Source organism: Lysobacter sp. cf310 (assembly GCF_900114355.1).
In the GTDB taxonomy this organism is placed as follows: Bacteria; Pseudomonadota; Gammaproteobacteria; order Xanthomonadales; family Xanthomonadaceae; genus Lysobacter.
In genome coordinates this window covers 26,889-48,150 of record NZ_FOSS01000008.1, presented here as the reverse complement: position 1 = coordinate 48,150, position 21,262 = coordinate 26,889, and the positions used below count along the sequence as shown (strand labels likewise).

The 21,262-nt window shown below is 69.8% G+C and carries 16 protein-coding genes; 12 read left to right on the top strand and 4 right to left on the bottom strand.

The features are described 5' to 3' along the window. The first annotated feature begins 243 nt into the window (after positions 1–243). The 6 genes from thrA to BMZ45_RS20515 all read left to right on the top strand — a co-directional run bounded on the left by thrA (position 244) and on the right by BMZ45_RS20515 (position 10,805). Positions 244–2,751 carry a bifunctional aspartate kinase/homoserine dehydrogenase I gene (gene thrA / locus BMZ45_RS20540; protein ID WP_254776716.1) on the top strand — a complete coding sequence of 836 codons (2,508 nt, stop codon included), beginning with the start codon at positions 244–246 and terminating at the stop codon, positions 2,749–2,751. After that, the gene (locus tag BMZ45_RS20535; protein WP_091638383.1) at positions 2,748–3,701 is read left to right on the top strand and encodes a homoserine kinase; all 954 of its coding nucleotides are present in this window, start codon (positions 2,748–2,750) and stop codon (positions 3,699–3,701) included. The genes thrA and BMZ45_RS20535 overlap by 4 nt, the downstream gene beginning before the upstream one ends. A 462-nt stretch (positions 3,702–4,163) precedes the next feature. Further along, the gene (thrC, locus tag BMZ45_RS20530; RefSeq protein WP_091638382.1) at positions 4,164–5,459 is read left to right on the top strand and encodes a threonine synthase; all 1,296 of its coding nucleotides are present in this window, start codon (positions 4,164–4,166) and stop codon (positions 5,457–5,459) included. A 436-nt stretch (positions 5,460–5,895) separates the two neighbouring features. Then, complete coding sequence (locus BMZ45_RS20525) at positions 5,896–6,471, top strand: ECF-type sigma factor (protein WP_175489186.1); 576 nt, start codon at positions 5,896–5,898, stop codon at positions 6,469–6,471. Positions 6,472–6,514: 43 nt separating this feature from the next. After that, on the top strand, positions 6,515–9,565 hold the full coding sequence (locus BMZ45_RS20520) for a serine/threonine protein kinase (RefSeq protein ID WP_091638380.1): 3,051 nt from the start codon (positions 6,515–6,517) through the stop codon (positions 9,563–9,565). A gap of 124 nt (positions 9,566–9,689) precedes the next feature. Continuing rightward, complete coding sequence (locus tag BMZ45_RS20515) at positions 9,690–10,805, top strand: serine/threonine protein kinase (protein WP_091638379.1); 1,116 nt, start codon at positions 9,690–9,692, stop codon at positions 10,803–10,805. A gap of 43 nt (positions 10,806–10,848) precedes the next feature. On the opposite strand, the gene BMZ45_RS20510 is transcribed toward BMZ45_RS20515, so the two are convergent. Continuing rightward, positions 10,849–11,526 carry a class I SAM-dependent methyltransferase gene (locus BMZ45_RS20510; RefSeq protein ID WP_091638378.1) on the bottom strand — a complete coding sequence of 226 codons (678 nt, stop codon included), beginning with the start codon at positions 11,524–11,526 and terminating at the stop codon, positions 10,849–10,851. A gap of 242 nt (positions 11,527–11,768) precedes the next feature. Here BMZ45_RS20510 and BMZ45_RS20505 point away from each other — a divergent pair, with 242 nt between their 5' ends. After that, positions 11,769–12,254 carry a VOC family protein gene (locus tag BMZ45_RS20505; protein WP_091638377.1) on the top strand — a complete coding sequence of 162 codons (486 nt, stop codon included), beginning with the start codon at positions 11,769–11,771 and terminating at the stop codon, positions 12,252–12,254. A 126-nt stretch (positions 12,255–12,380) separates the two neighbouring features. Here the strand turns inward: BMZ45_RS20505 and BMZ45_RS20500 are convergent, their stop codons facing one another. Further along, positions 12,381–13,889 carry an FAD-dependent monooxygenase gene (locus BMZ45_RS20500; RefSeq protein ID WP_091638422.1) on the bottom strand — a complete coding sequence of 503 codons (1,509 nt, stop codon included), beginning with the start codon at positions 13,887–13,889 and terminating at the stop codon, positions 12,381–12,383. 571 nt (positions 13,890–14,460) lie between these two features. Here BMZ45_RS20500 and BMZ45_RS20495 point away from each other — a divergent pair. Together BMZ45_RS20495 and BMZ45_RS20490 are read left to right on the top strand one after the other, a co-directional pair. After that, positions 14,461–15,888 (top strand): tectonin domain-containing protein, encoded by a 1,428-nt coding sequence (locus BMZ45_RS20495; RefSeq protein WP_091638376.1) that lies wholly within the window; start codon positions 14,461–14,463, stop codon positions 15,886–15,888. A gap of 130 nt (positions 15,889–16,018) precedes the next feature. Next, entirely contained in the window at positions 16,019–16,627 is a 609-nt protein-coding gene (locus BMZ45_RS20490) for a GyrI-like domain-containing protein (RefSeq protein WP_091638375.1), read from the top strand. Positions 16,628–16,640: 13 nt separating this feature from the next. Here BMZ45_RS20490 and BMZ45_RS20485 read toward each other — a convergent pair whose 3' ends face one another. Continuing rightward, positions 16,641–17,420, bottom strand: coding sequence for a hypothetical protein (locus tag BMZ45_RS20485; protein ID WP_091638374.1), 780 nt, complete (start codon positions 17,418–17,420; stop codon positions 16,641–16,643). Between the two features lie 278 nt (positions 17,421–17,698). Between BMZ45_RS20485 and BMZ45_RS20480 the strand changes: the two genes are divergently transcribed. The 3 genes from BMZ45_RS20480 to BMZ45_RS20470 are packed head-to-tail and all read left to right on the top strand — an operon-like array spanning position 17,699 to position 20,077. Beyond that, positions 17,699–18,535 carry an AraC family transcriptional regulator gene (locus tag BMZ45_RS20480; protein WP_175489185.1) on the top strand — a complete coding sequence of 279 codons (837 nt, stop codon included), beginning with the start codon at positions 17,699–17,701 and terminating at the stop codon, positions 18,533–18,535. 37 nt (positions 18,536–18,572) lie between these two features. Continuing rightward, positions 18,573–19,184, top strand: coding sequence for a class I SAM-dependent methyltransferase (locus BMZ45_RS20475; protein ID WP_091638372.1), 612 nt, complete (start codon positions 18,573–18,575; stop codon positions 19,182–19,184). Then, positions 19,181–20,077 (top strand): DMT family transporter, encoded by an 897-nt coding sequence (locus BMZ45_RS20470; protein WP_091638371.1) that lies wholly within the window; start codon positions 19,181–19,183, stop codon positions 20,075–20,077. The genes BMZ45_RS20475 and BMZ45_RS20470 overlap by 4 nt, the downstream gene beginning before the upstream one ends. 51 nt (positions 20,078–20,128) lie before the next feature. Here the strand turns inward: BMZ45_RS20470 and BMZ45_RS20465 are convergent, their stop codons facing one another. Continuing rightward, entirely contained in the window at positions 20,129–21,091 is a 963-nt protein-coding gene (locus BMZ45_RS20465; protein ID WP_091638370.1) for an MBL fold metallo-hydrolase, read from the bottom strand. Between the last annotated feature and the right edge of the window lie 171 nt (positions 21,092–21,262).

Sequence of the window (21,262 nt, the reverse complement as noted above, 5' to 3'; positions counted from 1 at the left end):
AAACCTCGGTTATTGCTGTCGTCATGCACCCCGCCTTCGCCACCGCCCGCATCGCCGCCCAGCCGCAAGGCCGGGCCCCGGCCGCGCGGGCGCTGGCGATTACCACCACCGGTACCACCACTACCCCAGTGGTGCGGACGGGCGTGTCCAACTGATCCAAACACGCCGCTCCGCACCCGATCCGGGTGCGGCCTGCCGGCCACCCCCGAGTCGCGACGCGGAGCCCCCAACGGAGCTCTCGCCATGTCGTCCGCGCCACCCTCGCCCGCCGTTCCTCCCGTACGCCACATGCACAAGTTCGGCGGCAGCAGCGTCGCCGACGCCGTCCGCTACCGCGCCGTCGCGCCGCTGATCGACGACGGCGCGCCGGCACGCATGGTCGTGGTCTCGGCCATGCAGGGCGTCACCGACGCCCTGGTCGCGCTGGCCGCGGCCGCGCGCGGGCGCGAAGCGCTGGAGCCGGCCTGGTCGGCGCTGAGTCAGCGTCATCTCGATGTCGCCGCCGACCTCGACCCCAGCGGCCGGCTGGGTTTGGCGCATGCGCTGCGGCACGAACTCACCGAACTCAAAGCCCAACTCGATCGACTCGCCGCGGGTCAGTGGGACGACGATCGAGCCGCACGCATGGCCGCGGCCCTGCCTGGGCTGGGCGAAGTGCTGTCCTCGTACTTGCTGCATGCCACCCTCGGCGGCGACGCCGCCGGCTGGACGCGTCTGGATGCGCGCGAGGTGCTGGTGGTGCATCCGGGCGAGATGGGCGTGGGCGTGGATTGGGACGCCAGCCGCGCGCGCCTGGCCGATTGGCGCGCGCGCCATCCGGGCGAGCGCATCGTGATCACCGGCTTCGTCGCCCGCGACGCGCACGGCGAAGCGACCACGCTGGGCCGTAACGGCAGCGATTATTCCGCGGCGATCTTCGCCCACCTGTTCGACGCCGACGCGCTGACCATCTGGACCGACGTCGACGGCGTGCTGTCGGCCGATCCGCGCCTGGTGCCCGATGCGGTCTGTCTGCCGGCGATGTCCTATGCCGAGGCCTGCGAGCTGGCCTATTTCGGCGCCAAGGTGCTGCATCCGCAGACCCTGGCGCCGGTGCAGCAGCGCGGCATCCCGCTGCGCATCCGCAACGCGCGCAATCCGGCCGCGCCCGGCACCCTGATCACGCCGCAGCCGTCCGAAGACGGCGCGCCGGTTAAAGGCCTGAGCCTGGTCCACGATCTGGCGGTGCTGGAACTGGTCGGCAACGGCATGGTCGGCGTGCCCGGCACCGCCGAGCGTCTGTTCGGCGCGCTGCGCGGCGCGGGCGTGTCGGTGACCATGATTTCGCAGGGCTCGTCCGAACACTCGATCTGCTGCGTGGTGCGCGCCGATCAGGCCCAGCGCGGGCGCGCGGCGATCGTCGCCGCGTTCGCCGACGCCATGGCCGACGGCCAGGCCCAGGAAGTCAGCGTGACCCCGGACGTGTGCGTGCTGGCCGCGGTCGGCGACGGCATGGTCGGCACGCCCGGCGTGGCCGCGCGCCTGCTCGGCGGACTCGCGCAGGCGCGCGTGAACGTGCGCGCGATCGCGCAGGGCGCGGGCGAGCGCAACATCTCGGTCGCGATCGGCGCACGCGACGCCACCCGCGCGCTGCGCGCCGCCCACTCCGCGTTCTGGCTGTCGCCGCAATGCGTGTCGGTCGGCCTGATCGGCCCCGGCAAGGTCGGCCGCGCCCTGCTCGCGCAGTTGGCCGACGCGCAGCCGCGCCTGAGTTCCGAACACCACCCGGATTCGAAACTGGAACTGCGCCTGCGCGCGATCGCCGACAGCCGGCGCATGCAGCTCACGCCCAAGGCGATGGCGCCGCAAGGCGCGGTCGAGGCGCTGGCCGAGGGCGAAGCGCTGGACCTGGAGCGCTTCGCCGCGCACGTGCGCGCCGAGCACCTGCCGCATGCGCTGATCGTCGACTGCAGCGGCAGCGACGCGGTCGCCGCCTATTACCCGCAGTGGCTGGAAGCCGGCATCCATGTGGTCACGCCCAACAAACAGGCCGGCGCTGGCCCGCTGCCGCGCTACGAAGCGATCCGCGCCGCCAGCCGCAACGGCGGCGCCAAGTTCCGTTACGAAGCCACGGTCGGCGCCGGCCTGCCGGTGATCCAGACCCTGCGCTCGCTGCTGGACACCGGCGATGAGCTCACCGAGGTCGAGGGCATCCTGTCGGGCACCCTGGCCTGGCTGTTCAACCGCTACGACGGCAGCGCCGCGTTCTCCGAACTGGTGCGCGAGGCCCATCGCCTGGGGTACACCGAACCCGATCCGCGCGACGACCTGTCCGGCACCGACGTCGCCCGCAAGCTGGTGATCCTGGCGCGCGAGGCCGGTCGCGCGCTGTCGCTGGAGCAGGTCGAGGTCGAAAGCCTGGTGCCCGAAGCGCTGCGCACGGTCTCCAAGGAGGAGTTCATGGCGCGCTTGTCCGAGCTGGACGCGCCGTTGAAACAGCGCTTCGACGAGGCGCGCGCGGCCGGCCTGGGCCTGCGCTACCTGGCCCGCCTGGATCGCGACGGCCGCGCCAGCGTCGGCGTGGTCTCGCCGCCGCCGGGCCATGCCGCCCTGCATGGCGCGCTCACCGACAACCTGATCCAGTTCCGCACCCGCCGTTACGCGGATAATCCACTGGTGGTGCAAGGGCCCGGCGCGGGGCCGGACGTCACCGCGGCCGGCGTGTTCGGCGACATCCTTTCCATCGCGCAGACCCTCGGAGCCCGCGCATGAGCGCTGCCACACCCCCTACCCGCGTGCGCGCCTTCGCGCCCGGCAGCGTCGGCAACATCGGGGTCGGCTTCGACCTGCTCGGTCATTCCATCGACGGCCCGCGCGATGTCGCCGTGGTGCGGCGCATCGCCGAGCCGACGGTGCGCATCGCCGCGATCCGCGGCGACAGCCCCGGCGCCGCCGGCCTGCCGCTGGAGGCCGCACGCAATACCGCCGGCCAGGCCCTGATCGCGCTGCGCGCCAAGCTCGGCTTGGCGTACGGCTTCGAGTTGGAGCTGGAAAAAGGCATTCCGCTGGGCTCCGGCCTGGGCGGCTCGGCCGCGTCCTGCGTGGCCGCGGTGGTCGCCGCCAATGGGCTGCTGGACGCGCCGCTGCCGCGCGAGGCGCTGTACGAATTCGCGCTGGACGGTGAGTCGGTGTCCAGCGGCAGCCGCCATGGCGACAACGTCGCGCCGATGCTGCTGGGCGGCGTGGTCATGGCCACCGCCACACGCATGATTCCGCTGGCCGTACCCGAGTGGCTGCATGCGGTGGTCGTGCATCCGGACCAGGTACTGGAGACGCGGCGTGCGCGCGCCGTACTCGCCGAACCCTATCCGCTGCACACCGTGGTCGAACAGAGCGCGCACCTGGCCCTGTTCCTGACCGGCCTGCAGCGCGGCGACGCCAGTCTGCTGCGCGAAGGCCTGGTCGATCTGCTGGTCGAACCGCGCCGCGCGCCGCTGATCCCCGGCTTCGCCGCGGTCAAGGCCGCCGCGCTCGCGCAGGGCGCGCTGGGCGCCAGCATCTCCGGCGCCGGACCCAGCTGTTTCGCCTGGTTCGAGTCCCGGGCGCAGGCGCAGGCCGCGGCGGCGCCGATGCGCGAAGCTTTCGCCGACGCCGGCTACGACGCGCGCGCCTACGTGACGCCGGTGGCGGGGCCGCGCGCGGAGGTGATCGGTGAGGAGTGAGGCGATAACGGCAGCAGCAATGGCAGCGACAACAACGGCAACGGCAACAACGGCAACAACGGCAACAACGACAACGGCAACGGCAACGGCAAATCCCCCCTGCCCCCCTTTTTCAAAGGGGGGAACAGCAGGGCGTCGCGCGCCTCGTCTTGCGCCGTCGCCCATATCTCCCATCGCGCTGAAGACCCGCTGGTCCTCCCTCTTTGCAAAAGCCCGCTGGCCTTCCGTCTTTGCAAAATGCCGTTGGTCCTCCCCCTTTGCAAAAGCCCGCTGGTCTTCCCCCTTTGAAAAAGGGGGACCGAGGGGGATTTGCTCTTCGACCGCCGCTGGTCGTCCACCGCCGCACGCCTCTCCCTTCCCACCAGGGACCCGTTGGTCCTCCCCCTTTGCAAAAGGGGGACCGAGGGGGATTTGCTCTTCGACCGCCGTCGGCAGCCAAGCCGCCCCGTCCCGAGACCGCCCATGAACTACTACAGCACGCGCGGCCAGACGCCCGCGACCTCGATCGACGCCGCGCTCTCGGCCGGACTCGCGCCCGATGGCGGTCTTTACGTACCCGAAGCCTTGCCGCAGCTGCCGCCGCAGCCCGCGCGCGACGCGCTCGCCGATACCGCGCAGGCCCTGCTCGCGCCCTACTTCGCCGACTCCGCGCTGCGCGAACGCCTGCCCGAGCTGTGCCGCCGCGCCTACGACTTCGCCGCGCGGCTGCGCCCGCTCTCGCGGCCCGACGATCTGCTGCTGGAGCTGTTCCACGGCCCCACCGCCGCGTTCAAGGACTACGCCGCGCGCTTCCTCGCCGAAGCGCTGTCGGCCTTGCGCGCGCCGGACGCGCCAGCGACCACCATCGTGGTCGCGACCTCCGGCGACACCGGCGCCGCGGTCGCGGCCGCCTTCCATCGCCGTCCGGGTTTCCGCGTGCTGATCCTCTACCCCGACGGTCGCGTCTCGCCGCGTCAGGCCCACGGCCTGGGCTGCTGGGGCGACAACGTCCAGGCCTATCGCGTCGACGGCGATTTCGACGCCTGCCAGCGCCTGGCCAAGCAGGCGCTGTCCGATCAGGCCCTGCGCGAGACCCTGTCGCTGAGCTCGGCCAACAGCATCAGCCTGGGTCGCCTGCTGCCGCAGGCCGCCTACTACGCCCACGCCGCCGCCCAACACCATGCGCGTCACGGCGACGCGCTCAACTTCATCGTGCCCACCGGCAATCTCGGCAACGCCTGCGCGGCGCTGGTCGCCCAGCGCATGGGCCTGCCGATCGGCGAGATCCGTCTGGCCACCAACGCCAACGACACCTTGCCGCGCTACTTCGCCGGCGCCGACTACGCCGCGCAGCCGACCCGCGCCACGCTCGCCAACGCCATGGACGTCGGCGCGCCCAGCAACTACGAACGCCTGCGCCATTGGTTCGGCAGCGACGCGCAACTGCGCGCCGCGATTTCCGCCACCGCGGTCGACGACGCCACCATCGGAGAAACCATCCGGCGCGCGCCGCAACGCCACGGCATCGTGCCCTGCCCGCACACCGCCACCGGCCTGCATCTGCTCGAAGGCCTGCGCGCGCAAGGCGATACCCGGCCGTGGGCGGTGGTCGCGACCGCGCATCCGGCCAAGTTCGACAGCATCGTCGAGCCCTTGGTCGGCCATGCCGTGCCACCGCCGCAGGCACTGGCCGAGGCCTTGGCGCGCCCGGCCGCGGCCGAGCCCCTGCGCGCCGACTACGCGGCGCTGCGCGCGCGGCTGGCGAGCATGGCCGCCTGAGCGGGCCGAGAAAAATGTGACAGCAATCACAATATGGCGGAGCGCCAAGCTCCAACGTCGCGCGCACGCCGGCAGCGCGCGACGGGCGTGGCCGCCACCGCTCGTCGGCGGGCAGGAAGGCACCCCGAAAATGTCCAAGCACGGCCTGCAGGCGCAGCAAAGCGTGACCCCACCGCCGCCTGCAACTACGCCATATCACTAACAAAATGTAGGGGTTTTCCCCTGCATCTCGGCGCGCTTGTTAGCGAAACCTGACCACTCTCCATCGGTTGCGGCCGCAACAATCGACAGTGGACGGCCTTTGGCGTATTTATCGTTCTCAAGGACACAACTTTCGTATTCGGAAACACTCGAGACCATGACGCACGAAGCCCAAGAAGCGGTTCAGGGCGCCCCGGACGCGAGTCCGTCCGGGTTCGAATTCGGCTGCGACACCATGGACTCCGTCACCCAGCTGATCCTGGCCGCCCAGAACGGCCAGGCCGGTGCCTGGGATCGCGTCTACTCCCTGCTGTATCAGGAACTGCACAAGGTCGCCGGCTTGCACCTGCGTCGGCGCTGGCGCGGCAGCGAACGTTCGCCGACCTCGCTGATCAACCGCACCTGGCTGCGCCTCAATCAGGACGAAGTCACCCTCAACAATCGCCAGCACCTGCTGTCGGTGCTGTCGCGCGCGATGCGCTACGCGGTGCTGGACGAAGTGCGCCGGCTGCAAGCCAGCAAGCGCGCCGAGCATTACCATCCCGGCGAAATCGATGCGGTCCAGGAACCCTCCTACGACCCCGAACTGGATCAACTGGTCGCGATCGACCGCGCGCTCACCGATCTGGCCGCGGTCGATCCGCGTCTGGGTCAGGTCGTGGAGATGCGCTATTTCGCCGGCATGAGCGAAGGCGAGATCGCCCAGGTGCTGGGCGTCACCGAGCGTACCGTGCGGCGAGACTGGCGCAAGGCGCGCGCCTTCCTCGCCGCATCGCTGGACCCGGGCGATACGGACGACGACTCGGTCTGAAGACATCACCGAACGCAGGACGCCCGACCTGGCCGACATCGCCATGACCTCCTTGTCCGTGCGTGCGTTGACATTGTTCGACGAGTACGTGGCCATGCCGCCGGCCGCGCGCGAGTGCGCCCTGGCGTCGCTGGCGCGCAGCGATACGCCGCTGCACGCGCTCCTGCGCGCGCTGCTGGACGCCGACGCCGGACACGAGGGCATCCTGCAACGCTCGGCGGTGGACTTCCTGGCCGACAAGCAGCCCGCCAACTCCGAGGACCCGCTCGACGACGACGCCGACTGCGCCGACCAGTCGCGCATCGGCAGCCACCTGGGCCCCTGGCGTCTGCAACGCCTGATCGCGCGCGGCGGCATGGGCGCGGTCTACGAAGCGCATCGCGACGATGGCCACTACCAGCAGCGCGTCGCGCTCAAGTGCATCCGCAACGAACTGGTCTCGGCCGAACTGGTCGCCGCCTTCCTCGACGAACGCCACCATCTCGCGCGCCTGGACCATGCCGGCATCGCCAGCCTGGTCGACGGCGGCCTCGACGGCGAGGGCCGGCCCTGGTTCGCGATGCGCTACGTCGACGGCAGCCCGATCGACGAATGGTGCGATGCCCGCAACGCCGACCTGCGCACGCGCGTGGGCCTGCTGGTCCAGGCCTGCGACGCGCTCGCGCACGCGCATGCGCAAGGCGTGCTGCACGGCGACATCAAGCCCGGCAACCTGCTGGTCACGCCCGACGGTCATCTGCATCTGGTCGACTTCGGCATCTCCTCGCTGTTCACCGGCACGGCACCGGCCGACCCGAAACTCGCGGCCACGCCCGACTACAGCGCGCCGGAGAGCCTGCAACACGGCAGCCGCGGCCCCGCGGTGGACATCTATTCGCTGGGCGTGCTCGCCTATCGGTTGCTGTGCGCGCAATGGCCCGCACCCAGACACAGCCTGCACGGGCTCATGCCCGGCTGGAGCTCGGCGGCCGCCGAGCCCATGGAGCGCCTGCTGCTGCAGGCACCCGCGTCCGCATCGGTGGCGCAACAGCGCGGCGCGCGCAGCGTCGCGGACTTGGCCAGGGCGCTGGCCGGCGACCTCAGCGCGATCGCGCTCAAGGCGGTGGCCGCGCAACCGCAGGACCGTTACGCCAGCGCCGCCGAATTCGGCGCCGACCTGCGCCGCTGGCAGGAAGACCGGCCGGTACTGGCGCGTCCGCTCGGCCGCCTGGCGCGTCTGGGCAAGCTCATGCGCCGCAACCGCGCCGCCACCGGCCTGGCCGCTTCGCTGCTGCTGGTCCTGATCGCCGGCACCGGCATCACCCTATGGCAGGGCCAGCGCGCCGCGCGCGAGGCGCGCGCGACGCTCGCGGTCGGCCAACTGTTCGCCTCCACGCTGGGCACCGCCACCTTGTCGGGTCTGGGCAGCGCGCCGTTTTCCTCGCGCGCCCTGTTGAACAAGACCGAGGCGGAACTGCGCCGGATGTCGCTCAGCGACCACCCGCAGCTGCTCGCGCACAGCCTGGCCACGCTCGCGCGCAGCAACGCGGTGATCGGCGACTACAAACACGCGGAAGGCCTGGCCGATGAGGCTATGCAGGCCTTGGGCGGGACCGGCGACGACGATGGTTACGTCTCGGCGACCCAGGTCTCGATGCTCAATGCACGCATGCAATTTGATGAAGCCACTCGCTTGGCTACGGCGCGCCTGGCTCAGTTGGCGGATCGCAACGATGCGTCAGCGCGACGCGAGAAGATCAACTTCAGCGCTGAATTGGCTCAGGCGCAATGGGGTCAGGGTCACCCGCCGGTAGCGGTGCGCACGCTGGATGAAGCGCTCGCGCAAGCGCAGGCGCTGGGTCGCGGCAACGAGGAGCTTCAGGCGCAGGTATTGATCCGGCGCGGCAACTACCTCTCCCGCATGTCGCGCTTCAAGGAGGCGCAGGCCGACCTGTTGTCTGCGATCACGCTCGCCGACTCCAAGAATATCGTGCTCGCCGACGATGGCCGCGAAGAAGAACTGTTCATGCTGGTGCGTAAGAGCCAGCGCATCGATCCCGCGCTCAGCGAACGCCTGCTCACGAGCCGCCGCCACACGCTGGGCGAACAGCACCCCAAAACCGGACGTGCATGGATCCTGCTCGGCTTCACCCAGTACTACGCGGGCAGCAAGGTAATCGCGCGACAGAAACTGCAGGCCGGCCTATCCATGATCGAAGCCGCCTATGGCCGCGAGCACCCCGACTACGCACAGGCGTTGATGTTCACGGCCTACACCGCGCCGAGCGACAACCGCGACAGCGTGGCTCAACTGCGCGAGGTACTGCGCATCTGCGACAAGACCATGGGGCCGCGCCACGAAATCACGATACGCGCGCGCAACTCTCTGTCGATCCGGCTGTTGAACCTGTCGCCGCGCGCGCAACAGCCCGGAGATGCCGCCGAGCTGCTGTCTCTGTCGACCCAAAACCTGAAGTTCAAGCAAGAAGCCGGCCTGCCTACTGCACGGGAAACCTACGTCTTGGCGCGCGCGCTGATGCTCCATGGACATAGATCCGACCTGCCGCGCGCAGCAGCCCTGCTGCGCCAGACCCAAGTCGCCATCGATCGCTACTACGGACCCGACGATTTGTTCAGTAAGCTGGTCACCCAGACCAGGACGGCCGCGACCTATCTGCTCGGGCATCGCGCCGAGGCCGATGCCGATTTCGCACGCCAACTCGCGGCAGTTCAAGACAGTTCCAGCGACCTTGCCGGTGCCGGTGAACACGAGAGCTTCATCTATCGGGCGCTTTACGCTTATGAGACCTGCCGCGATGACGACGCCGCGGCGCTACTGACCCAAGCGGCGGATGACGACCTACGCCGCCAAGGCCCGGACGGCACCGCTATCCGCGAGTCGCGCGCCTATCTGGCAGCCCTGCGCGACGGCGCCATGTTGTCGGCCCCGCGCGCTCAGGGGATCCCACAATACGAACTCAGGGCAGCGGCCTTGAGGCACACTCAGAACTGTGGAAGCGGCGCAGCTTTTGAGCGCCATAAATCCACTCAAAATCTGTCAGCAACCCTCGACAAGGGCAAGGCGCGCCCCGGCGCCAACGGGGCGAAACGCTAACGGGGTCGCAGATTGGTGTTTCCAGCGACGAACGGCGTCCTGCACATGCCCTGATTCCGCCCCTCGCCGCGATATCTGCTGTGTCAGGCGCAACCGCGCCCACCGCCGGCCTTACCGCTCACCCATGGACGAACTCAAGCTTCGCGCCTTGGACCTGTTCGACGACTACGTCGACCTGCCGGCCGCGCAACGCGCGCAATGGTTGCAATCGCTCCGCCACGCCAATCCGCGCCTGCATGGGGCCCTGGCCCATCTGCTGCGCGCCGACGGCTGCCACCACGCCCTGGACGACGAACTGCCCAGCGGACTGGTGGCCCACCTGGCGGTGCTGGCCTCGCCCGAACACGCGAACGCCGACCCAGCCGATCCGCGCATCGGCGAGCGCCTGGGCGCCTGGCGCATCGATCACGCCCTCGCCGACGGCTGCGGCAGCCGTCGCTACCTCGCCTATCGCGACGACGGCCGCTATCGCCAGCAGGTGGTGTTGGACTGTCTGCACCCGCGCCTGCGCGAGCCGCATGCGATCGGCGCCTTCCTGTCCGAGCGGCGGCGCCTGGTCGCCCTGCGCCATCCGGGCATCGTCACCACCCTGGACGCCGGCATCGACGGCGACGGGCATCCCTGGCTCGCGACCCGCCCCGTCGACGGTCAGGCCATCGACGCCTGGTGCGACGCGCACCGTCTGCCGGTGGCGCAGCGGGTCGAGTTGTTGATCCGCGCCTGCGACGCGCTGGCCTACGCGCACGCCCACGGCGTGCGCCACCGCCAGGTGGCCGCCTGCAACCTGCTGATGGACGAAACCGGGCAACTGCAACTGATCGGCTTCGGCCTACCCGCCGCAGCCCGCTCCGGCTCGCTATTCGACGCCGAGCCCACGCCGCCGGACGCCGACCGCATCGCCATCGGCGCCGACGTGCGCGCCCTCGCCGCGGTCGCGTTCCGGCTGTTGTGCGGCCGCGCGCCGCTGCCCGCCAAACCCGACGCGGCGCCCAGCATGGCGCTGGCCTTGATCGACGCCCCGATCGGCATCGCCCAGCGCCGCAGCCTGGACGACAACCGCGCACTCGCGCGCGCGCTCGGCGGCGACCTCGCCGCCATCGTCGGCCGGGCCATGGCCTCGCGCGGCGGCTACGCGGACATGGTCGCCTTCGCCGACGACCTGCGTCTTTGGCAGGCGGGCCGGCCGATCGCCCGCGACCGCGGCTGGCTGGTGCGCCTGCGGCAGGCCCTGCACCTGTGAACACCGCGCGCCGCGAACCGGCGATGCCGCGCAGGGCCCGTCGCTAACCCGGGTTGTAGGCGACCCAGCCCTTGAAGCTGAAGGCCGCATAGAACAGCTCGACGGTGTCGAAGCCGGCCCGCTGCAACAGCGCGACCTCCTGTTCCGGCGACAGCAGCGGCAGTCGTTCGCCGATCGCGGCGATCGCCTTGTTCGCGTCCAGCTCGGCCACGCCGGATGCGATTCCGAACGCGGCATAGCGCCTGAGCCAGCGCACTTTCTGCTCGGCTTGCAGCGGGATGCTGTGATGAGCGACGACCAGCGGCGCGCCAGGCCTCAAGCGCCGCCGCAGTTCGCTCAGCGTGCGCAAGCGCTCGTCGGCATCGAGGAAGTGCAAGGTCAACAGGCACGTCGCGCCGTCGAAGGGCCCCAGCGGCGCGCTGTCGATATAGCCCTCGATGAGTTCGGCACGCGGCGCGAGCGGGCCCAGGGTGACGTCGGCGAGTTTCAGCATCTCGGCCGACGGGTCCACACCGACCAGGCGCCAGCCCGGCTGCGCGTCGGCGAAGACCTTCAATTCCAGACCGCCGCCGGCGCCCAGCACCAGCACGCGACCGTCGTCGGGTACCGACTCGGCCAGCAACAACCGGGTCATCTGCTGCAGGGCGTGAAAGCCCGGCACCTGGCGCACCGGACCCTGCGCGTAACGGGCGACCGCTTGGGGATCGGAGAACGAAGACAAAGCAGGACTCCAGCGCCGATGCGGGGTGCTTCATGCTACGGCAACGGCCGCATGGCCGATCGGGCGCGGCTGGCACGGACCGTCGCGCATCGCGCAACGCCGCCGAGGCGGGTCGACGCACGCGCACTCGCGGGAGCCGCGCTGGGTCGGGCACCGCCATCGCGTGCGGCGCCGGGATTCACGCCGGACTCGCCCGCGCCGCAGTACCCTCGCGCGCTCGGATTGTTTCCAGGAGGCTAAGCATGACCGCCAAGATCCAGCCCTGCCTTTGGTACGACAAGAATGCCGAAGAGGCCGCGCAGTTCTACGCCGCCACCTTTCCCGGCAGCCACATAGACGCGGTGGCGCGTGCGCCCGGCGACTATCCCGACGGCAAGCAGGGCGACGTCCTGACCGTCGAGATGACCATCTTCGGCATGCCCTTCCTACTGTTGAACGGCGGCCCGCAGTTCAAATTCGACGAGGCGGTGAGTTTCCAGATCTCCACCGAGGATCAGGCCGAGACCGATCGCTACTGGCAGGCGATCGTGAGCAACGGCGGCAAGGAGAGCATGTGCGGCTGGTGCGAGGACCGCTTCGGTCTGTCCTGGCAGATCACCCCGCGGCGCCTGACCGACCTCATGGCCCAGGGCGGCGACACCGCCAAGCGCGCGTTCGCGGCGATGATGGGGATGAGGAAGATCGACATCGCCGCGCTGGATCGCGCAGTGGCGAACACGGGCGCCTGATTCCCGCACGTCGCACGCGCGCTCCCGCGCGCCCAGCCCGCGATCGGTATCGGTCGCGGACTGGACAGGCGCGCTCTGCGAGACTGCGTCGGCGCCTCTTCGTCGCCGGCGCGGGCGCCTGCCGGATTAGGCCGCCGCGGGCGGCCCGAACCAGGTGGCTAGCGCATCCTGCAGCCCCGCATCCGAGCCCTCGCCCACCCACGCCACATGCCCGTCCGGTCGTATCAACACGGCCGAGGGCGGCGCGACCACGCCCAGCGCCGGCAGCTCCCAGGCGCCCGTGTAGCGGGCGTCGACCCGCCGCACACGCCGCGCCCACTGCGCGAGGTCGCAGGCGCCGGGCGCGCCCAGATTGAGCAGCAGCGGCTGCGCCGCGTGCAGCAGGGTGTAGACCCGCAGCGGGCCGTCGGCGCCGATCAGTTCCAGATCAGGCATGCGGCGCCCGAGCAGCGGGTGTCCTTCGCCCAGCTCGTAGCGGATGTCCAGGCCGCTCATCATCGCGGCATAGCGCTTGCGCGGCTCGTCCATGCTCAGCAGCTCGGACACGGCTTCGCTCAGGGCCTTGCTGCGATCGTCGTTACGATGCAGCACCACCTGCGCCATGGTGTTGCGCAGCACGCGCGCGCCGACCGGATGGCGCTCGGCGTGGTAGCTGTCGAGCAGACTGTCCGGCGAGGTGCCGCGAACCACCTGGGCCAGTTTCCAGCCCAGATTCACCGCGTCCTGCACGCCGGTGTTGAGGCCTTGTCCGCCGATCGGGCTGTGCACGTGCGCGGCGTCGCCGGCCACCAACACGCGTCCGGCGCGGTAGTTCGCGGCCTGCCGCGTCGTGTCGGTGAAGCGCGAGATCCAGCTGGGGCTGTGGACGCCGTAGTCGGTGCCGTACACCGCGATCATGGCCTCGCTGAGATCGCGCAAGCCGGGCTCGCCGGTGCCGACCTGCGCTTCGGTCACCATCACCCGGGTCGGGCCGCCGTCCTTGTAGATCACCTTGCCGTCGCGGATCTCGTATTCGAGCTTGCCGAAGGAATGCACACCCCAGGCGTTGCGGTGGATGCCCAGCTCCGGCCGCCCGCGGAGCTCGACTTCGGCGATCAAGGCGCTGGTGGTCGGATCCGAGCCGGGAAAATCGATGCCGGCGAGCTTGCGCACCAGGCTGCGCCCGCCGTCGCAACCGACCAGGTAGTCCGCCCGCAGCGTCGCGCCGTCGGACAGCGCGATGTCGACGCCCGCGGAGTCCTGCGCGAAGCCGCTCACTGCGCAGCCGCGATAGATCGTCACCGCCAGCTCATCGACCCAGCCGGCAAGGATGCGTTCGATATGGTTCTGCCATAGCCCCAGGCCATAGGGATGGCGGGTGGGAAAGTCGCTGATATCCAGGCGCGCGCCTCCGAAGCCTGCGACCTGGGCGACCTGCCCTTGCGCCAGGAAGCGCTCGACGACGCCGCGCTGATCGAGGATCTCCAGCGTGCGCGCGTGCAGGCCGCCCGCGCGCGAGCCCGCCAGCTCCTGGCTCGCGCGTCGCTCGACGATGGCGACGTCCACGCCCGCCAAGGCCAGTTCGGCCGCCAGCATCAAGCCGGTCGGCCCGCCTCCGGCGATCGCCACCGCATGCGTATGTACCGCGTCTTGCATCGACCGCTCGCCCATTTCGTCGCTCCAGCCGCCGGGGAGTCCGGCTTACGGTCGGCGATTTGGCGCCAGGGCCCGGGGCTTGCCGCAAGCCCCCCATGCGCTAAGATATTGATAGGGACAGGGGCGTCCATTCCCCCTCTCCGGCAATCGCCCCCCCTGCGCGGGCCCGCGCCATCCCCGTTCCCGCCCTGACCCGCGCACCGGCGCGGATCGCCGCTTGCCCGCCACCGACCCGCCAACATCGGCATCGCCGGGCGGCCGCGCCGGATGAGCGGCGCCTCCAGGGCGACCGCCGACGTCGGCGCGGTCGTTTCCGCCCTGGAGCGGACGTAGGATTGCGCTGGGCGCTACGAACCCCGTCTTCGCCGCGGTGCAGGCACGACCTGCAAGGCGCGATGCGGCGGCGTCGCTGCCGCCGCATCACGAACACGGACTCACCCGGGGAATTCCTAGCTCACGACCCGATGCGGACACCGCGTCGCGATCGCCGTTCGGCCTGCCGGCCGTCGCGGCGCCAGGCACGGTCGCAAGCCGGCTCCCGATCCCTTCTATCCCACTCTCGGAGTAGCGCATGGCGAAGTACTTGATGGCGACGAACGGCAACGACGGTACGTTCTGGGCTTTGAACGCGGCCCATCAGGCGCTCCGGTATCTGGGCAATTCCGCGGTGCAACCCGAAACCTCGCAGGCGCTGACCTACATCGCGGTCGGCAACGTCAACAGCATCTACGGCCTCAGCGCCGCCGGCGAGGTCTATCAACTGGTCAATACGCCGTACCAGGCCGCGCCCTGGACGCCGATGTGGCATGTCAGCACCAGCGCGGACGGTTCGGCCTGGGGCGTCGACGGCAACGGCAATATCTTCGAGTGGTCCGGCGGGCAATGGCAGCAACGCCCCAACGGCGGCGCCTTGGCCCTGTTCGTGGCGGTCGGCGACGGCGGCAATGTCTGGACGATCGACAACACCAGCGGCTGGTGGGGCGGCCCCGGCGTTCCCTACAAGTGGAACGGCAGCACCTTCGCTCCGGTGACCGACGCACCCAACGCGCAGTGGATCTCGATCGCCCCGGACGGCACGGTCTGGCTGCAGTCGCACGACGATCGCACTCTGTATCTCGACGGCGGCGTATGGCGGGTCGCCGCCACCAACACGCCGAATCTGTTCGGCATCGTCGCGGGCAACGGCGGGCTGGTCTACGGCTGGGACTTCGGCCTGCTCTGGGTCTTGGGCGGCGGCTTCTGGCAGCCCATCGACACCCTGGGGTACTGCGCCTCGGCCGGCGTAGCCGCGGACGGCACCCTGCTGGTCGACGGCGATCCGGTCGTCCGGCTGGCCGGCTTCGGCGCCTGGCAGTCGCTGGTTTTTCCCAATCGCACCTTGGACAAGATCGCCATCGACGCCCATAAGATGTATGCGCTCGACGTGCAGACCGGCGTCTATCTGCAATGGGGCGGCAGCACCTGGCAGAAGATCGCGGGCAGCAACTTCGCCTCGATCTCGGCGGGCGTCGACGGCAGCCTGTGGGGCGTCGACCGATCGCAAGCCATCTGGAGTTTCGACGGCGCCGCCTGGCAGCCGGTGCCGGGCCGGATGCAGAAGGTCGCGGTGGGCTCCTCGCAGTACATCGCCGGCCTCGACCCCAGCGGCAAGCTGTTCTTCTTCACCGGCGGCGGCTGGCAGGCGGTCTCCTCGCCCACCACAGGCGCGATGCTGGACGTGGCGATCGGCGCCGACGCTTCGCTGTTCGCGATCGACGGCAATCACCATCTGTGGTCGCGGATCGCGCCCGGCGATTGGAGCCAGGCGGGCACCATGGAACTGCAGCAGATCGACGCCGCCGACCGCTACCACGTGTGCGGCGTCACCTGGGACGACGGCTCCGGCCAGAATGCGGTGTGGTCGGGCTCCGGCGTCGCGGTAGGCGCGGACCACCACCTGCACCACTACTTCAAGTCGTCGCTGCTGCAGCAGCGCCAACAGGCGCAGACGTCGACCTGAGGCCGCTTTCCCGAGCGCCGCCTAGCTTCGTACTATCGCGATCCGGCCACCGCACACGATCGACGCCATCGCGTGCGGCGGCCGGATTCGGCCGCGCAGCGTCGCGTGTCCTCCGCCCTCGGGAGCCTCCATGCAGAAGATCGACCTGAAGAAGGAACTCAAGCACCTGTACCAACCCTCGGCGAAGGCCGTGGTCGAAGTCGAGGTTCCGACTTTGCGCTTCCTGATGATCGACGGCGCGGGCGATCCCAACACCGCGCCCGCGTACGCCGCTGCGGTGGAGGCGCTGTTCTCGGTGTCCTACACGGCCAAGTTCATGCTCAAGAAGGGCCGACAGGCCATCGACTACGCCGTGATGCCCTTGGAGGGGTTGTGGTGGTCGGACGAGCTGGCGTCCTTCGCCGCCAACGAGCGCTCGAAGTGGCGATGGACGATGATGATCCTGCAGCCGGATTTCGTGGAGGACGCGGTCGTCGATGCGGCCATCGCGGAGGTGCGGCGAAAGAAGGCCCTGCCGGCCGTGGACGAACTGAGACTGGAACGCTTCAGCGAGGGGCGCTGCGCGCAGACGCTGCACATCGGCCCCTTCAGCGAGGAAGGGCCGACCATACAGCGCGTCCACGACTACATCGGCGCGCATTCGGCGCTGACCGGCAAACACCACGAGATCTATCTAAGCGACATCCGCCGCGGCGATCCGGCCAAGTGGAAGACCGTGATCCGTCAGCCCATGAAGTAGGCGCGGCGGCAGCCTAGGCCTTTGGGATCTTGGCGAAGTTGGCGGTCTTGAGCATGCGTTGGGCGCGGCGACCGGTGCGCCCCTGCTTCAGCGCCCGGCGTTTCCGGGCCAGGGTGTCGCCTTCGTGTTCGTAGGTGAGGTTGTCGGCCTTCTTGGGATCGAAGTAGCCGATGTAGCCGCCGTGGGCCACGCCGAACGAAGGCAGGTCGACGCGCTTCTTGCCGCGCACCGTGGCGCCCATGAAGTTGTTGCGCGAACCCGGCTCGGATGAGGGCGTGAAATACAGCGGCAGGACGAAATCCGACACGCCGACACCGTCGATCGCGTAGGACTGCGCCTGCACGGCGTCGCACATCTCGAACCAGTGGAACACGTCGCGATCGCGCGCTTCCGGATGCGGGCCCTGCACCACCAGGTTGACCTGCGGATCGGCGATCATTTCCAGCGCTTCGTGCGAAAGGCTGACCGTCCAGTCCTCCTGCAGGCCCTTGCTGAGGTCCAGATAGACCACGCCGGCCGGCACGCCGCGGAAATCGGTCTCGTGCGCGCCGGCCAGGTCCTGGTTGAACTTGTCCAGCACGTACAGCACGCCGTCGCCGCGCATGTCCAAGGGATCGAACTCGAAACGCTGCTTGCCCCTGCGCGCGGTGTGGCCTTCCAGGCGCAGGGTCGCGCCGAAGCCCCAGTAGGGTTCGAAGTCGCGCTCGACCTGCACGTTAATGGCCCGGATCACTTCCTGCATCCGGATGTCGCTGATGGCGCCGTGGCTGAGATTGAACACCGAGACGATCATGATCCGCCCTCCGTTGGCTCGACATCCGGGGCCAACGTCGGATGCGGCGCGGACAGGCCAGCGTTCGCCCATGCGGACGTCGCGCGAGTCCGGTCGCCGACATGGCGGCCAGGCGCATTGGAGCAGCGCAGGTTAGTCGGATCCGCGCATCATCGCGTTCTTGTGAGACTTGTCACTACCGCGCCCGGCCGGCAACGGCCACCCTGCGACCGTACGAACGATCAAACCGCCGGCCGGGGCGCTTGCTAGCTTGCGCCTTTCGAAACGGGAGGACTCGCATGTCGGTCGTGGACAAAGCCTTGTGGGTCATCGAGCGCAACTCGGAATGCGGGCTCAGCCTGTCGACCGTGGCCGAAGCCTGCGGCGTATCGCGCTCGCACCTGGCCAGCGCGTTCGGCAGCAGCACCGGTTGGCCGCTGATGAAGTACCTGCGCGCACGGCGCCTGACCTGCGCGGCGCAAACCTTGGCGCAGGGCGCGCCCGACATCCTGGCGGTCGCGCTGGACGCGGGCTACGGATCGCACGAAGCCTTCACCCGCGCATTCCGCGACCAGTTCGAACTGCCGCCCGAGCGCGTGCGCGAGCGCGCGAGCACGCAGGGCCTGGCGCTGGTCGCGCCGCTGGACCTGCACGCCCGAGCGCGGCCCGCGCTGGCGCCGCCCTGGTTGGCCGACGGCCCGGCCGTGCGCGCGGTCGGTCTGTCGCGCCGGCACAGCTTCGACAAGGTCATCGGCATTCCCATCCAGTGGCAGGTCTTCATGGCCGGCAGCTACGCCCAGATCCCGCACCGCATCGCGGGCATACCGATCGGCATTCAGTACCCCGCGGACGATCAGGGCGGATTCGACTACGTCTGCGCCGCCGAGGTCGGCGCGTTCGGCCGTGTACCGGAGGATCTGCTGCGGATCGAGATCGCGCCTTGCCGCTACGCGGTGTTCGAACACCGCGGACATGTCTCGACGCTGCTGGATACCTATGCCGCGATCTGGAACGAAGCCTTGCCCGAGCACGGATGGACGCCGGCGCAGTCGCCTATCATCGAGCGGCATTCGCCTGCGTTCGATCCCGACACCGGCGAAGGCGGGCTCTCGCTGTGGATACCGCTGGCCGATTAAGCCCTCGCCTCATCGCTACACCGCAGGAGCACACGCCATGCCCGATTCGCCCGATTCGAACCGCCGCACCGTCGCCGGCTACGAGCAATGCGCGCACGACTACGCGGCCACGGTGCCGAAACAGCCGACCGGGCTGTATGCCACGGCCTTGCGGCAACTGGTCGAGCTGCTGCCCGGTGACGGACGCGTGCTGGACGTGGGCTCCGGCCCGGGCTGGGATGCCGATTTCCTGGAAACCCTGGGCGTGCGCGTGCACCGCACCGACGTGACCGCGGCCTTCCGCGAGGTCCAGGCCGAGCGCGGCCATCGTGTGGATGCGCTGGACGTGCTCACGGACGAGATCGCCGACACCTACGACGGCATCCTGATGCTGTGCGTGCTTCAGCATTTCGAGCGCGCCGACCTGGATGGCGTGTTGGACAAACTCGCCAACGCCCTGACCGCGGAGGGAGCCGTGCTGCTGTCCTACCCGCTGGGCGAGACCGAGTACTGGGAGCATGCGAACTCGGGCGACTATCGCGTGGTGCTGTGGACCGGCGAAGCGCTGGACCAGCGCCTGCGGCGCGCAGGCTTCGTCGTGGTGTGGGACGCGCACCAGGACGAGAGCTCCGGGCCCTGGCGCTCCGTGCTGGCGAGGAAGGCCGCATGAGCGCGCGCGCCTGGTGGCTGTTCCTCGCGCTCGGCCTGATCTGGGGCATTCCCTATCTGCTGATCCGGGTGGCGGTGGCCGACCTGCCGCCGGTGTGCGTGGCGTTCGCACGCACTCTGATCGGCGCCCTGCTGTTGCTGCCGATCGCGGCGATGCGCGGGGAGTTGCGGCCGCTGCTGCGCTACTGGAAACCCTTGCTGGCTTTCACCCTGGTCGAGATCAGTATTCCTTGGTGGCTGTTGGGGTATGCGGAGACCCGCATCAACAGTTCCACCGCCGGCCTGCTGATCGCGCTGGTGCCGGTACTGACCGCCGGCCTGATGGCGCTGAGCGGTCGCGAGGTGCTGAACGGCCGGCGCTCGCTGGGATTGGCCGTGGGCTTGGGTGGCGTGGTCGCGCTGGTCGGCCTGGACATCGACGTCTCCAACGGCTGGGCGGTGGGCGCCGCGCTGGCGACCGCGCTGGGTTACGCGCTGGGCCCGATCGTGATCAGCCGCTACCTGTCCGGGGTACCGCCGCTGGGCGTGATCGCCGCTTCGCTCGCGGTCGCGGCGGCGCTGTACATCCCGTTCGCGATTCCGGCCTGGCCGCCGCAGGTCACGATGAAAGCCGCCGGATCCGTACTGGTGCTAGGCGTGTTCTGCACGGCGATCGCGTTCCTGCTGTTCTTCTCGCTGATCGCCGAAGCCGGGCCCACACGCGCGACCGTGATCACCTACGTCAATCCGGTGGTGGCCTTGCTGCTGGGCGTATGGCTGCTGCATGAGCCGCTGACGCCCGGCATGCTGGTGGGCTTCGCCCTGGTGCTGCTGGGCTCATTCCTGGCCACCTCGCGGGGCGCGTCGCAGCATGGCGCCGAACCGGTACCGATAGGCAGCGACGAAAGCAGGTGACCGACACCAGCGAGGGGCAGCGACGCGGTAACGCGCTGCCCCGCCGCGCGATCAGCGCTCCGGCACCCAGACGAAGCTGTCGCCCTGGGCTTCGATGCGACCCAGGCCCGGGAACGGGAAGTGCACCGAGTAGACGCGCAGATGGCCGTCGGCCGCGTGCTGCAGCAGCGCACGGCGGCTGGTCTGGGCCAGCGGCGCGTTGGTGTCGTATTGGATGGTCCACTCGGGACGCTGCACCGAGATCACGTGGTGATGCGCGGTATCGCCGATGTAGAGCAGGCGCTGATCGCCCGACGCGATCTCGTAGGCGCTGTGGCCGGGCGTATGTCCGTCCACGGCGACTGCGGTGACGACGCCGGGAATGAGGACCGCGCCCGGCTGGAAGGTGGCGACCTTCGGCGTCATCGCGGCGACCAGGGCCGCGGCGCCCTTGTCGCCCTTCAGGCTTTCCCATTCCGGTGCCGACAGATGGATGGCGGCGTTGGGGAACGCGAGCTTGCCGTCGGCGGTGAGCAGGCCGCCGGTGTGATCCTGATGCTGGTGCGAAAGAAAGATGTCGGTGACCTGCGAAGGCTCGACGCCGTCGGCGCGCAGCGAAGCCGGCAGGCGCCCGGCGCGTGCGAACGAGGCGTCGGCCGCGCCGGTGTCGAACAGCAACACGCGCGAGCCGCTGCGCACCAGCAAAGGCTGGATGCTCAGATGCAGCACGTCGGTCGGCAGGCCGGCCGCGCTCAGCAGCGCCGCGACGTCCGCCGGCGGGTGGCCGATGGCGAAGGTCTTGCCGTCGTTGGCGGCATCGATATCGCCGTCCTTCAAGGCCGCGGCATCGAGCGCGCCGATCTTGAAGCGATGCACGTCCGGGCTCGCGGTTTCCGGCGTCGAGGCCGTGGCCGTGGCGGGCGTCTCGGCCGGGGTCGGCGTGGCGGTCGCGGCGGGCTCGGGCTTGGCGCAACCGACCAAGGTTGCGCCGGCCAAGGCGGCGGCGACGAAGAGAGAGAGCGCGGTGCGATTCATGGGCAGGTCTCGGATGCGAAGTGGGGAGCGGCGACACTCGCCGGTGACCGGGCGTTGCGGCCCGGCGAGCTTAGCCCCGCCGCTATCGACCAACAAGCCGGCATCTACGCAACAGTGTCTTGCTCATTTCGCCTGCATCGAGCTTGCGCGCGTGCCTGCGTGCAAGCTCGA